This window comes from Streptomyces sp. NPDC051217 (genome assembly GCF_044455465.1).
GTDB lineage: Bacteria > Actinomycetota > Actinomycetes > Streptomycetales > Streptomycetaceae > Streptomyces.
In genome coordinates this window covers 322,483-336,123 of the sequence record NZ_JBITEV010000007.1, presented here as the reverse complement: position 1 = coordinate 336,123, position 13,641 = coordinate 322,483, and the positions used below count along the sequence as shown (strand labels likewise).

Genomic DNA, 13,641 nt, shown 5'->3' with positions numbered 1-13,641 from the left:
GGGTCGGGCCTCCTTCGCCACCTCGGCAATCGCCCGGAGGGCAACCGAGGCGGGAACGGATGCGGCCGAGTTCCTCCGCCGCGCCGGGGAGTCCCGCGCCGCCGCCGAGCTGACGGACGGTGTGCGACAAGAAGCCCATCCTCATGACGTCGCACTCTGTCTTGAGCTCGACCGGTCCCCTCCGCCATGGTGGCGCCCCGGGAAGACTCCTTCAGGGTCCTCCCGGGCTGCCTCGGCTCAGCCCGGCGTGTCCATCAGCGCGGTGACATAGGCATCCAGTCGCTCCTCCACGGCTCGCGTTGTCAGCTCCGTCCTCCCCGCCTCCCGCCATGGCCGTGACACCACGCGCACTTCTTCTGAGAACGCGAGCCCGTCCCGCACCCGCCAGTACAGCCGCTCGCTCGCGGCCGCGGCCAGCACCCCGCCGGCCTGCTCGTACGCCTCGGCGAACCGCAGGCCCCACGCCGGGCCGTGCAGCAGCGCGAGGTTGGTGGAGCAGTGCGCGACATCGAGGTCCGCCGGGCCCCAGGAGGTCGCCGCCCAGTCGACGATGCCGGTGATCCGGGGACCTGCCTGGCTTGGGGGCCGTACGTCGAACAGCACGTTGCCGGGGTGGAAGTCGCGGTGCAGGAATCGCCCTTCGTAGGGCGGCGCGGGCTCGCGGATCACTTCGATGGCCGCGGCCCATGCCACCGCGTCGGCGCCCTCCGGAGTCACGACGGTGTCGGCGGTCGTCAATGTCACATACTTCCGGGGCCGCTCGGCGGGTCGCAGCGCGTGGATCGCCACGAGTTGACGGGCCAGCAGAGGGACGCGCGTCTCCAATCCCTCATCGTCGAGGACGGTCCGGCCCGCCAGATGTGTCATGAGGAGCGACGGGTACTCGCAGTGCGCTGCGGTGGGATCAACCGCGACCAGTTCAGGAGCCGGCACGCCGGTCGCCGTGAGCAGGGTCAGGGCGTCGGCCTCCCTGTTGAGCGAGTCCTCGGCGTGCCGCAGATTGACGAAGGTCCGGAGCACCAGGTCACGCGTGCCTCCGTCCCGCGTGCCGATGGTCAGCCTCCGCATTTCGGCGGTGATGCCGCCATGCAGCGCCTCGGTTCTGACGATCCGTTCGCCGACCTCCAGGTGCCGCCTCACCCAGGCCAGTGTCAACGGTCGGACAGCTGTCGCCTCATCGTGGTTGGTCACCGCGCCACCTCATCATCCGGACGGCGACACGGGTGACAGGGTTACTGCTCAAGAGGGCGCCCCAGAGGCTGAGGCGGCCGCCACTACTCACAGGCCCTAACGTTGGCCCATGCTCAAGATGCCGTCACGGGTCGAACTGCGCCCGCTCACTCTCGCCGACCAGGACGAGTTCTGCACGCTCGTGCAGGCAAGTTCCGAGCTGCACCAGCCATGGATGCGGCTAGCCGCGACCGCGGAGGAGTTCCAGGTCTGGATGCGCCGCTTCGACGACGGCACCAACCGGGGCTATCTGGTCCGTGTCCGGGAGACCGGCGCAGCCGCCGGCATGGTCAACATCAACTCGATCATCCGTGGCCGCTACCAGGGCGCGTCCCTGGGCTACGCGGCCTTCGCCCCGTCCGCGGGGCACGGGTACATGACCGAGGGGCTCGTCGCCACCCTGCGGCACGCCTTCACCGACCTGCGGCTCCACCGGCTGGAGGCCAACATTCAGCCGGCGAACAAGGCGTCCCTGGCCCTGGTCCAGCGGCTGGGCTTCCGGCACGAAGGGAATTCGCCCGCCTACCTCTACATCGACGGGTCCTGGCGGGACCACGAACGCTGGTCCATCACGGCACCAGACCCCTGGACTCCCGATCCATCGCTTCCCGAGGTCTGAGTCGCACGGCGCCGCTTACGAAACACGCGACCCGGGCAACTTCCCTCTCCCCGACGCGGCGGGCGAGCGAGATCCCCCCGGGGAACCCGTCGCTCTCCCGTCGGGTTTCCCCGCGTAAAGAAGTCTTGTTTATGATGTTCTGTCCTGAATAGTGAGCTGCTGACGCGCGCAGCAGAGGTCCACTGCGAAGGAAGCCAGCGATGAGTGATCCGTCGATTCCCGACCCGCCGGGCGGAACAGGAAGCGGGAGACCGGGCGACTCGCGGACCGACGGGCCCGGCCCCACGGTGGACGAACCCGATCCCCATCGCTGGTGGGCCCTGGCCGTCATCGCGACCGCACAGCTCATGGTGGTGCTCGACGCGACGATCGTGAACATCGCGCTTCCCTCCGCGCAGCGGGACCTGGGGATCAGCAACGGAAACCGCCAGTGGGTGATCACCGCGTACACCCTCGCCTTCGGCGGACTGCTGCTGCTCGGCGGCCGGGTCGCCGACCTGGTCGGCCGTAAGCGGACGTTCATCATCGGCCTCATCGGTTTCGCCGGTGCCTCCGCGCTCGGTGGCGCGTCCTTGGGGCAGGAGATGCTCTATCTCTCCCGCGCGCTGCAAGGCGTCTTCGCCGCCCTCCTGGCGCCCTCCGCGCTCTCCCTGCTCACCACGACCTTCCCGTCGGGCAAGGAACGCGCCCAGGCCTTCGGCGTCTTCAGCGCCATCGCGGGCGGCGGCTCCGCCATCGGACTCCTGCTGGGCGGCATCCTCACCGAATGGCTCAGCTGGCGCTGGTGCCTGTACGTGAACGTTTTCATCGCCCTTCTCGCGGTCGTCGGCGCGCTCACGCTGCTCAAGGACCGCGCGGGAGCGAAGGGCGCGCACCTCGACATCCCGGGGGTCGTTCTGGGCAGCGGGGGCCTTGTCGCGATCGTGTACGGGTTCAGCCGGGCGGAGTCGGAAGGGTGGACCTCCGCGGAGGTCCTCACGGTGCTGGGTGCCGGCGTCGCGCTGCTCGTCTCGTTCACCTGGTGGCAGACGAAGGCCTCCGATCCGCTGCTGCCACTGCACATCATCGGGGAGCGCAACCGTGGCGGCTCGGTCATCGTGATGGCGCTGACGACGATCGGCCTGTTCGGCGCGTTCCTGTTCCTGACGTTCTTCCTGCAGAACATCCTCGGGTACTCGCCGCTCTCCGCCGGCCTCGCCTTCCTGCCGCTGTCCGCCGGGATCATCATCGGCTCGACCCAGATCTCCGCCCGGCTGCTCCCCCTCGTACCGCCGCGGTTCCTGCTGGTCCCCGGGCTCCTGCTGAGCGCCGGGGGAATGTACTCGCTGACCTTCCTCGACACGCACTCCAGCTACGCGGGGCACATTCTGCCCGGCACGATCCTGCTGGGCTTCGGGCTCGGACTGACCTTCCTGCCCGTCGTCTCGACAGCCACCATGGGAGTCGCCCCACGGGACTCGGGAGTCACCTCCGCGTCGGTCAACACCGCACAGCAGGTGGGCGGCTCCATCGGTACGTCCCTGCTGAACACAATCGCCACCACCGCCACGGCCACGTACCTGACCAGCCATCTCGCGGAGGCGGCGCGAAAGGGTCCGCTGACGCCCGAGGAGCGGACACGCATCGTGAACACGGGCACGGTCCACGGCTTCACCGTCGCCATCACCTGGGCGGCGATCATCCTCCTCGCCGCCGCGGTCATCGGCGCCGTCATGGTCAATAGAGGGTCCCCCCGAGCTCTCGCGGCAGACGAAGGGGCAACACCGGAAGCCACCCCCGGCCCCTGAGCGAGCGAGTTCTGTCCCACCCCTCGCGTGAGACAGCGAGAGCATCGCGAGAGGCGGCACCTTCCGGCAGCGACAACGGGTAGGCCCACAGGTGGCCGGACGACGGGACACTGTCCGAGATCTGGGACCCGATCGGCTCGTGGTCGGCGGTTGCTCCCCACCTGGCCCAGTTTCTTCCCCCATGATCATTACGGCCTGGCCACTCGCGCTGAAAGTTGGAGGTCAACTCCCTTAAGCTGGCGACGCTTTGGCGTGATCCCTCACCGAGGTACGGCTGCACTTGATGGCGGAGGCAACTGTGTCACCCGCTGTCCGCCGTGGAGTCTCAATGATGAACCTGGGCAATCACGACCGGTCCGGGCATTGCGTCGAAGGCCGGTATCTGTGACGCGCGGAAAGGGGAGGTTTGCTGTGTACCCGATGGATGTTCTCCCTCGCATGGTCTCGCGTGGAGCCGCCAAGGGTAGGCAGGCTTGCATCCCTCCTCGTCCGGGCAGTCACGCGATTCCGCTTCTCCGAACTTTCCCGAATCGTCGGCGCCTTGGCACGCCAAGCCCGCAGCACTGTCCGACGTAACCACCCACGGACGGGGAGCGCCGACAGCGTCGCTCCCCCCGCCCATTCCCCCCTCGAACCCCTAGGACCCTTTCTCCGTGACCTCTCCCTCAGAACCCGCCGTTGTGCTCGGCGCCGTGACGGTCGTCATGGCTGTCGTCGCACTGCTGCTGGCGCTCTCACGTCGCAAACAGGTGCGACGGTGCAGAGAAATGGACGCAGCCCTGAAGAGCGCCGAGGCGCGCGAGCGCTCCGCCGAGTCCCGCACGCGCTCCGCCGAATCCCGTGCGGACGACGTGGAGGCCCGCGAAGAGCGGTTCCGCGCCGAGGTGAGTCATCTCGTCTCCGCCCGGATCCCGGCCCTCAAGCTCAATCTGATCAGCTCTCACCACCCAGTCCCCGGGCTGCTCCACGAGAAGACGGCGGGGCCCGACGACGCGGAACTCCTCGACTCCGTACTCACCAAGGTTTCGGAGATCGTCCTCACCGAGCGTCGTCGCGTCGACGCCGCCGCCAGGGCGGCCCTGCGCGGCGCGAGCCAGGACTCGCAGGCGTTGTCGTACCGGTTGCAGTCGGAACTCGACGCCTTGCAGAGGGAGTTCACCGGGTCACGGCAGCTGACGCACCGAATGCTCGCCGCCGACCATCTCAACGAGCAGAATCTGCGCCTCATCCAGCGGACCGCCATCGTGTGCGGGGCGTGGCCGGGGCACGTCCGCAAGGACACCTACGTCGCCGAGATCGTCACGGGTGCCTCTTCCCGACTGCGTGGCTTCGACCGGATAAAGATCAACTCGCGAATAGCGACCAACGTCGGGATCGTCGGACGTGCTGCCGAGCCCGTCGCCGTGGCCTGCGCGGAGCTGATGGCCAACGCGCTGGAGCACTCCCGTGACGACCTCGCGGTGGATGTCAGCCTGATCCAGACCGGAAACGGCAACGTCAGCATCACGGTTGACGACGCCGGCAAGGGCATGACCGCGGAAGCGTCCGCGCGGGGTGTACGGCTGGTGTCGGCCGACAGCCAAGATGTCATGCTCACCGAGCTGGGCGACCCGCCGTCCCAGGGTTTCGTCGCCATCGGCCGGCTCGTCGCCGACTACGGCTTTCATGTCTCCATCGACAATCCGTCTCCCTATGGCGGGGTGCGCGCTGTGGTGACCATTCCCCCGAACCTTCTGGCCTCGATCGACGAGGAGGCCGAGCCGCCGTCCGCGATGGCTCCCCAGCCGACCGTGGCGCCGAAGGCGGAGCGGCGGCCCCCCGCGGTGACCGAAACCGCCGCGGATAAGGAGAAGTCGCGTGCCTCCGCACCGGACAGTGCGGACGGCCTGCCACAGCGTCGCCGCCGCGGGCCCGCGGCATCCCCCGGCGGGCTCACCGTTCCCTCGTACCGTGCCCCGGACCCGGAGCGGTCTCGCAAGGCCTGGAGTGAATTCCAGGACGGCCTCGAAGGCGGCCGAACCGGTTCTGATTCGGAGGAAACACAGTGACCATACCCAACGGCGAGAACGAGACCTGGTACCTGGACCCCATCACCGAGATCCCAGGCGTCCACCACGCCCTGCTCATGACCCTCGACGGGATGGTCCAGGCCCGGTCCGAGAACCTTTCGGCCGACGACGCGGACGGTGTGGCCGCGATGACCTCCGCCCTGCACGCCGCCTCTCGCGCCGCCGTCATCCCGGCGCTGGGGGCCCCGGCGGACACCCCCATCGAGACCGTCACCGTGAAGATCGCCGAGGGCACCTACATGGTCATGCCGGCCGGTGCCAATACTCTGATCGCGGCCGCGGGTGACGATTCGATGCATATGGGCGTGGTCGTCCACATGATGGCGCGCCAGGCGAAGAAGCTCGGGGAGCAGCACATGTCCGTCTCCGCCCGCAGCCATGACAGCGCGTCATGAGCCGCGGTCATCAGCGGCGCCTGCTTCCGGCGTATCTGGCGACCGGAGCCGGCGGTGCCCCGCTGCCCACCACCCTCGATACGCTCACGGCCCTGCGCGCCAGCGGCCTTCCGCTCGCCGCCTACCACACGCCGGTGCACCGCCGCGTCGTCGAGCTGGTGACGGACGGTTCCCTCACGGCAGTCGAGATCGCCGCCTATCTCGGACTGCCGGCCAGTGTCGGCCTGATGCTCGCCGAACAACTTGTCAGTGACGGCCTGTTAAAGGCCAGCGTGCCGGTACCGGATGCCCTCGCCCCCTCGCGCGCCGGTCGGCCGTCGATGCAACTCATGGAAGAGGTGCTGAGTGGACTCCAGTCACTCCGTGTCGCCTAGCCCGCGCCCCGTGTACCTCCCCGAGGGGGACCACCAGAGAGCCAAGATCCTTGTCGCGGGTCCTCTCGGCGTCGGCAAGACGACCGCGATCAAGACGCTTTCACAGATCCCCACGCTGCACACCGACGAAGTCATGACGGACGCGGCGGCCGGCGCCGACGATCTCAGTTTTGTCGGCCTGCGGGACAAGACGACCACCACGGTCGCCATCGACTTCGGTCGACTGACCCTCCCGGGCGGCCGAGTTGTCCTGTATCTGTACGGAACTCCGGGGCAGCGCCGCTTCCTTCCTCTGTGGGAGGGCATCGCCTTCGGGGCGCTCGGCGCACTCGTCCTGGTCGACACCCGACGCCTGGACGAATCCTTCGAGGTGATGGATCTCATCGAGGAGCGCGGTTTGCCGTACGCCGTGGCAGTCAATACCTTCCCTGACTCGCCCGACTACGACCTGGAGATCGTGCGCAAGAAGCTCGACCTCGCCCCAGCCACCCCACTCGTCACCTGTGATGCCCGCGAGATGGACAGCACTCTCAGCGCACTCATCGCACTGACCGCCCATTCCATATCCTCGGCCGGAGTCGGAGCCTCGTGAGTATCACACCAACAGCCGCCACAGCCGTGCCCCTGCACGGGCCCGAGCACGCGGCCGATCCTCAGCGCAGCTATGAACTGCTGCGCCGCCAGGGGCCGGTCGGCGTCGCGGAGATCGACACCGGTCTCGTCGTCCATCTGGTCACCGATTACCAGGCGGCGCTCGAACTTCTTCAGGACACGGCCACCTGGACCAAGGACACCCGCAGTTGGCTGTCCCAGGTTCCGGAGAACAGTCCGATCAGACCCCTGGTGGAGTGGCGGCCCAGTCTCTTCTTCGCCGACGGTGACGAGCACGCGCACCTGCGCAAGGTGATCACCGACAGCTTCGCTCTCCTCGATCCCAACGACGTCCGAGTCCTGACATTCCGTTACGCCGACAGGCTCCTCCAGAACTTCGCGGACACCGGCAAGGTCGACCTCGTCAGCCAGTACGCACAGCAGCTGCCGTTGATGGTCTTCAACGCCCTGTTCGGTATGGAGGACGAACACGGGCCCCCGTTGGTGGGGGCTCTCGCCGCCATGGTGGACACCGATCCGGAGCAGAAGGCGGCCGGCGCCCAGGCCTTCGGCGCCTACCTGGGGACCCTCTATCAGACCAAGGTCGAACAGCGCGGCCACGACCTGACCTCCTGGTTCATCGACCACCCCAACGGGCTGAACCAGGAAGAGGTGATGAACCAGGTCATCATCGTCTTCGGCGCGGGGAACGAGACGACAGCCAACCTCATAGCGAACACGTGCGTCCGGATGCTGAGCGACGACAGATACTTCGGCACGCTCACCACCGGAAGTCTGCCTGTCCGGCACGCCATCGACGACGCGCTGTGGCACGACTCGCCGCTGGCCAACTACAGCTTCCACTTCCCCAGGAAGGACGTCACTTTCCACGGCACGCACATCCCCGCCGGCTCCCCGGTCATGGTTTCGTACGCCGCCGCGAACACCTGCCCTCACGCGGGGATACCGGCCGACGGCTACCGCTCGGGCACCAAGGCGCACCTGGCGTTCGCCGCCGGGCCGCACGCCTGCCCGGCTCGTGATCTCGCTCTGCTGATCGCCACCGCCGCGATCGAAAGGCTCGCCAGCTATCTGCCGGACATCGAACTGGCCGTCGCCCCGGATCAGTTGACCTATCGCGACGGGCCCATCCACCGGACGCTCACGTCGCTTCCCGCCAAGTTCACTCCGCTGACCCCCGACGCCAAAGGCGTCACCCCCTGGAGTCGCGGTTCTTCCGGTCCGAACAAGGACACCGGGTCGCCCTCGACGGCAGGCGACCGCGCGTCGGTGACATCTTCCTAGCCAGTCCTCCCATGCCGTGTCGCGGTGGTGCCGTCGGCGAAGGACCCGCACCACCGTGACACCCCTGGGACAAGCAGTGTCCTGGCCCTGTCCTCTGCCCGAACGGAACCGCCAAGACGGTTCTCGACCGAAAGGGGATCAACCACCATGACCAACACCCGTCCCGGCACCAGTCCGCCGAGCTTCTCGTCCGTACGGCACAAGGTGGGTGCGGCTCTGACCGGATTCCTCGACGCCAAGGACGAGGCCGCGCCAGGAACCGAGCTGCTCTACCTGACCACCACCCTGCGCACGTTCCTCACCAGCGGGAAACGGCTGCGATCCGTGCTGTGCGTCTACGGATGGGCGGCCGCCAGAGGGGACGGCGAGATGACGGCCGCCCTACGCGCGGCCGCGAGCCTTGAACTCTTCCAAGTGTTCGCCCTGGTGCACGACGACGTGATGGACAACAGCGATGTCCGCCGCGGCCGGCCGTCCGCACACCGGGCGCTGGCCGCCGCGTACACCGACAGCGGCGGTCCCCACGGCCGTGCCGAGGCACACGGCCTCGGCGCGGCCGTCCTCCTCGGCGACCTGGCACTCGTGTGGTCCGACGAACTCCTCCACACGGCGGGCCTCGACCCGAGCAGGCTCGCCCAAGTGGTGCCCCTGGTGGCCGACATGCGCAGCGAAGTCATGTACGGCCAGCTCCTGGACCTTCAGACCACCGGGCGGCTGACCGGCGACATCGAAACGGCACTGCACGTCATCCGGTACAAGACAGCGAAATACACCGTTGAACGCCCTCTTCATATCGGGGCGGCGGTGGCCGGAGCCGCCCAGCCCGTGCTGGATGCCTGCACCGCGTTCGGTATCCCACTAGGAGAAGCGTTTCAGCTGCGGGACGACCTGCTCGGTGTGTTCGGCGATCCCGCCGAGACCGGCAAGCCGATACTGGACGATCTGCGCGAGGGCAAGGCCACCGTACTGATGGCCCTCGCTGTCCAACGAGCCTCTCCCACAGAGCGCAAGACCTTGCGGGGCCTCGTCGGCCGGAGCGACCTCGACGAGGACCAGGCCGCCGAGGTGCGAACCATCCTGGAGTCCACCGGCGCCCGGGGGACCGTGGAAGAGATGATCACCGAGCGCCGGGACGCGGCCCTCGCCGCACTGGACGAGGCGCCCTTCCCGGAAGCGGCCTCCGCCCAGCTGCGCCGGATCGCGCTGGCCGCCACGGACCGGCAGACATGACCGCCCCGCCCCTATGCCGTCACCGCAACCGTGAGGTGGAAACAGCCCATGAGCGACACGGTCGTGAACGCGACGTACTCCCAGCAGGCAGCACACCTGGTGGCGAGGGTCGACCAGGACAGGTGGGGCAGCGTCCGCCCCTCCTTGTACGAGACCGCCCGGGTCATCTCGGCGGCCCCCTGGCTGCCGGGGGAACCGCGCCGGATCGAGCATCTGCTGAACGAGCAGGCTTCCGACGGCAGTTGGGGTGAAGGCCCGCAGCGCTACCGCCTGCTCCCGACGCTCAGCGCCGTGGAAGCCGCACTGGCGGTCCTCCGGCGAGGCGCCACGTCGATGGAGACCACCCGGCGGCTCGCCACGGCAGTGGACAGGGGCCTCGCGGCGTTGCACGCGCTGCCCCCGGCAGGACCATGGCCCGACACCGCGGCGGCCGAAATCCTCGTCCCCAGCCTGGTCGCGAAGATCAACGAGCAGATCACCCTCATCGCCGACGACAGGACACCGGCCCTCGACGGATGGCGTCCCGGGCCCGGACTCGAACTGCCCCGAGGTTATGACCAAGCCGTGCCCGAGTACGCGGGGAAGCGGTACGCCTCGGCGGGCAGCCTCCCGGTCAAACTGCACCACACGTTCGAAGGTATAGCCGGGTACATACCGCGGGCGCTCATACCCGACAGGCCGGACCTGCTGGGCAGTTCGCCGGCCGCAACCGCCGCCCGAGCCGCGACAGCCTCGGCGTCACCCGCGGCGGGAACCGTCACCGCCCTCGAATCCGTGGCACAGCGCTACGCGGGTAGCTTCCCCGAGGCGGCCCCGATCCTCGTCTTCGAGCGCCTGTGGGTCGCCGCCGCACTGGCTCGCGCGAACCTGCCGGCGGCCACTCTGCCCACCGTCCGCAAGTGGGCCGCCGACATCTACGATCCCCGGGGAGTACGCGGCGCACCCGGGCTCATGACGGACGCCGACGACACCGCCATGGCCGTGCTGGTGTCCTCACTGGTCGGCCTGGACCACAGCCCTGAACCGCTCGACCTGTTCCACAACGGCAGCCACTACGACTGCTACATCGGCGAGGACACCGGGTCCATCACCGCGAACGCCCACGCCCTCCAAGCGCTCGGCGGCTACCAGCGCCGCCACCCCGGGACACAGCAGATCTACGGTCCCCGGACGAACAAGCTGCGCGACTGGCTCATCGGCCGGCAGCGGCCCGAAGGAACGTGGCCCGACAAATGGCACGCTTCCCCCTACTACGCCACCGCACGGTGTGTGTCCGCGCTCACGCAGCACGGCGCGGACCACGCGGCCGCGGCCGTCGAGACCGCCGTGGCCTGGACCGTCGAAACTCAGCGTGACGACGGCTCCTGGGGGGTGTGGGGCGGTACCGCGGAAGAGACCGCGTACGCCGCACAGATCCTGCTGTCCGCCGCCGAGCACCAGCCACAGCACGCCCGCGCCCTGCGCCGCGCGGAGGCGTACCTGAACGGCGGGACGAGCACCGGCCACCACCCCGCACTCTGGCACGACAAGACCCTCTACGCCCCCGGCGCCATGATCGAAGCGGAAGTCCTCGCCGTGCGGGAGCTGTTGCGGACACGTGACAGCCCGCACGGGCGGGAGACGACCACACCCACAGACGCGGAAAGGTAGGGCAGACCCGTGACGACCAGCATGAACATTCCACCGATCGCGCCCGGGAAGCTCCCGCTCATCGGGCACGCCGTACCTCTGATCAAGGATCGCCTCGCTTTCGTCCAGAGCCTGCGCGCGCACGGCCCCATCGTCCGCATCACCGTCGGCCCGAAGACGATGACGGTGGTCAACTCGGCCGAACTGATCCACCAGATGCTCACCAGCCAGGCCGACGAATTCACCAAAGGGCTGCTCTTCGAAAAGCTCAAACTCTTCGGCAAGGACGCCCTGCCTGTCGCGGAGGGCAAGCCGCACCTGCGCCGGCGCCGCCTGATGCAGCCGGCCTTCCACCGCGAGCAGATCGCCGGCTACGTCAACACGATGCGGGAAACGGTGCAGCCGTACATCGCGGCCTGGGACGGCGGAACCCCACTTGACCTGAAGACCGAGATGCAGCTCATGACGCAGGGCGTCGTCATGTCGGCCCTGTTCTCCGCGACGCCCCGGCGGGATCCCGCCCACAAGATCCTCAACAGCGTCGACACCGTCTTCAAGACCGCCCTCCAGCGGGCCCTGTTGCCCATATCCGCCCTGGAACGACTGCCCACCCGGCGCAACCGGAAGGCCGAAGCCGCAGGCACCGCGCTGCGGACCGCGGTCACCGACATCATCGCGGAACACCGGGCACACCCAGACGCGTACGACGACATCGTGTCGCTGCTCCTGACCGCACAGGACGAAACCGGCGCGACGCTGCCCGACGACGAGATCCTCTCAGAGGTCACCGGACTGCTCGCAGCGGGCTCCGAGACCACCGCGGTCGTCCTCGCCTGGCTCTTCCACGAACTTGGCCGCAACCCGGACATGGAGCGCCGACTCCACGAGGAAGTCGACTCCGTGCTCGCCGAAGGTCCGCTCACCGCCGAGCGCGTTCCCCGCCTCGTCCACACCCGCAGGCTCGTCAGCGAAACCCTGCGGCTGTACAGCCCCGCGTGGCTCGTGACCCGACAGGCCATCTCGGACGTGACACTCGGCGAGTTCACCCTGCCCGCCGGCACGGACGTGATCTGGAGCGCCTACGCACTGCACCGCGATCCCGGCATCTACCCCGATCCGCTGCGCTTCGACCCCGACCGCTGGCTCCCCGAGCGCCCCCAGCCACCGAAGGGCGCCTTCATCCCCTTCGGTTCCGGCAAACGCATGTGCATGGGGGACGCGTTCGCCTGGACCGAGGCGACCATCATCACCGCGCTGGTCGCGAACCGCTGGCGGCTGCGGCCGACACCCGGCACCGTACGCCCGGTCGGAGCGATCACCACACACCCCTCGTCCCTTCGGATGGTGCCCGAACTCAGACACCACACCACCGCGGGGAAGGCCCGATGAACGACGCGACCCGCACGAACCCGCGTGCCCTGCCGATGCCCGACCTGCGGGACTCCTTCCCCGGCCCCTTCCCGGCCAGCACGTACGCCGACGACATCGAGCGGCACGCCACGCGGTGGCTGCGGACGTTCCCGCTCGTCGGCTCGGAGCGCGCTCTGAGCGCCCTGTCCCAGATCACCGGCCAGGGGGTGGCCCGTACCTTCCCGGCGGCCGAGCGGGACGACCTCTTCCTCTGCGCCGACCTCTTCCTGTGGCTCACCGCGTTCGACGACGCCCACGGCGAGGCCACGGGGGCCCGCGACCCGGCTCGGCTGGCCCGCACCATCAGTGACTGTGTCCACCTCATCGCGGGCCACGACGAGCCACCGGGCGGTCCAAGCGCCTTTGCGGCCGCGCTGGGTGACCTCCTGGCCCGATTCAGGGAACGGGCCACGCCCCTTCAGTACCTGCGGCTCACCGCACACCTGCGGGACAACCTCTTCGGCATCCTCTGGGAGGCGCACCACTTCAACAGGCCCGATCACGTCACCATGCCCGACTATCGCGCGATGCGTGGGCACACGGTCTTCGTGCGGACCGTCATCGCGACGGCGGAGGTCGTTCTCGGGTACGAACTGACGGAGCCCGAGAGGTCGTTGGAGCCGGTCCGGGAACTACAGACGGCTGTCGCGGACCTCGCCGGCTGGATCAACGACCTCGCCTCGTACGCGAAGGAAACAGCCCACGACGGGCCGGGGACGCTCAACCTGCTCTCACTGCTGATGCGACAGCACGACTGCGACCTCGAAGAAGCGTTCCGGCTGGCCTCCCGTATGTGCGAACGGCGGGCCGCGGTGGCCGCCGCCCGAATCGCCGAACTGTCCGCCGGCGAAGGCCCACTCTCCGATCACGCGCAAGCCCTCAAGTCCATCGCATCCTCCTATGTCTGGCACATCCATCACTCCCGCTACCAGATCCAGGGTCTGTCGTTTGGATCAGACCCCGCGAGCCCGGCCTGATCCAAACGACAGACCGTAGCACCAC

12 protein-coding genes and 1 pseudogene are annotated in these 13,641 nt (G+C 68.6%); 12 read left to right on the top strand and 1 reads right to left on the bottom strand.

The window, feature by feature from the left end; genetic code table 11:
* Window positions 1–28 precede the first annotated feature (28 nt).
* Window positions 29–339 (top strand): annotated as a pseudogene (locus ACIBBB_RS18995) (hypothetical protein); the annotation flags it as partial.
* On the opposite strand, the gene ACIBBB_RS18990 reads toward ACIBBB_RS18995, so the two are convergent.
* Window positions 238–1,140, bottom strand: a complete 903-nt coding sequence (locus ACIBBB_RS18990) for a phosphotransferase family protein (protein ID WP_398983350.1) — start codon at window positions 1,138–1,140, stop codon at window positions 238–240. The pseudogene ACIBBB_RS18995 and the gene ACIBBB_RS18990 overlap by 102 nt on opposite strands.
* A 160-nt stretch (window positions 1,141–1,300) precedes the next feature.
* Here ACIBBB_RS18990 and ACIBBB_RS18985 point away from each other — a divergent pair, with 160 nt between their 5' ends.
* The 11 genes from ACIBBB_RS18985 (at window position 1,301) to ACIBBB_RS18935 (ending at window position 13,616) form a co-directional block, all read left to right on the top strand.
* Window positions 1,301–1,849: a GNAT family N-acetyltransferase gene (locus tag ACIBBB_RS18985; RefSeq protein WP_398983348.1), complete on the top strand. Its 549-nt coding sequence runs from the start codon at window positions 1,301–1,303 to the stop codon at window positions 1,847–1,849.
* A gap of 200 nt (window positions 1,850–2,049) precedes the next feature.
* Window positions 2,050–3,636 (top strand): MFS transporter, encoded by a 1,587-nt coding sequence (locus ACIBBB_RS18980; protein WP_398983346.1) that lies wholly within the window; start codon window positions 2,050–2,052, stop codon window positions 3,634–3,636.
* Between the two features lie 653 nt (window positions 3,637–4,289).
* The gene (locus ACIBBB_RS18975; protein WP_398983345.1) at window positions 4,290–5,684 is read left to right on the top strand and encodes a sensor histidine kinase; all 1,395 of its coding nucleotides are present in this window, start codon (window positions 4,290–4,292) and stop codon (window positions 5,682–5,684) included.
* The gene (locus ACIBBB_RS18970) at window positions 5,681–6,100 is read left to right on the top strand and encodes a roadblock/LC7 domain-containing protein (protein WP_398983344.1); all 420 of its coding nucleotides are present in this window, start codon (window positions 5,681–5,683) and stop codon (window positions 6,098–6,100) included. The genes ACIBBB_RS18975 and ACIBBB_RS18970 overlap by 4 nt, the downstream gene beginning before the upstream one ends.
* Window positions 6,097–6,474 (top strand): DUF742 domain-containing protein, encoded by a 378-nt coding sequence (locus tag ACIBBB_RS18965; protein ID WP_398983343.1) that lies wholly within the window; start codon window positions 6,097–6,099, stop codon window positions 6,472–6,474. The genes ACIBBB_RS18970 and ACIBBB_RS18965 overlap by 4 nt, the downstream gene beginning before the upstream one ends.
* A gap of 10 nt (window positions 6,475–6,484) precedes the next feature.
* The gene (locus ACIBBB_RS18960; protein WP_398983342.1) at window positions 6,485–7,066 is read left to right on the top strand and encodes a GTP-binding protein; all 582 of its coding nucleotides are present in this window, start codon (window positions 6,485–6,487) and stop codon (window positions 7,064–7,066) included.
* The gene (locus tag ACIBBB_RS18955) at window positions 7,063–8,370 is read left to right on the top strand and encodes a cytochrome P450 (RefSeq protein WP_398983341.1); all 1,308 of its coding nucleotides are present in this window, start codon (window positions 7,063–7,065) and stop codon (window positions 8,368–8,370) included. Before ACIBBB_RS18960 ends, ACIBBB_RS18955 begins: the two co-directional genes overlap by 4 nt.
* Before the next feature lie 147 nt (window positions 8,371–8,517).
* On the top strand, window positions 8,518–9,600 hold the full coding sequence (locus ACIBBB_RS18950) for a polyprenyl synthetase family protein (RefSeq protein ID WP_398983339.1): 1,083 nt from the start codon (window positions 8,518–8,520) through the stop codon (window positions 9,598–9,600).
* A 48-nt stretch (window positions 9,601–9,648) separates the two neighbouring features.
* Window positions 9,649–11,250, top strand: coding sequence for a prenyltransferase/squalene oxidase repeat-containing protein (locus tag ACIBBB_RS18945; RefSeq protein WP_398983337.1), 1,602 nt, complete (start codon window positions 9,649–9,651; stop codon window positions 11,248–11,250).
* 9 nt (window positions 11,251–11,259) lie between these two features.
* Window positions 11,260–12,618 carry a cytochrome P450 gene (locus ACIBBB_RS18940; RefSeq protein WP_398983335.1) on the top strand — a complete coding sequence of 453 codons (1,359 nt, stop codon included), beginning with the start codon at window positions 11,260–11,262 and terminating at the stop codon, window positions 12,616–12,618.
* Window positions 12,615–13,616 carry a terpene synthase family protein gene (locus ACIBBB_RS18935; RefSeq protein WP_398983333.1) on the top strand — a complete coding sequence of 334 codons (1,002 nt, stop codon included), beginning with the start codon at window positions 12,615–12,617 and terminating at the stop codon, window positions 13,614–13,616. The genes ACIBBB_RS18940 and ACIBBB_RS18935 overlap by 4 nt, the downstream gene beginning before the upstream one ends.
* Window positions 13,617–13,641: the final 25 nt, after the last annotated feature.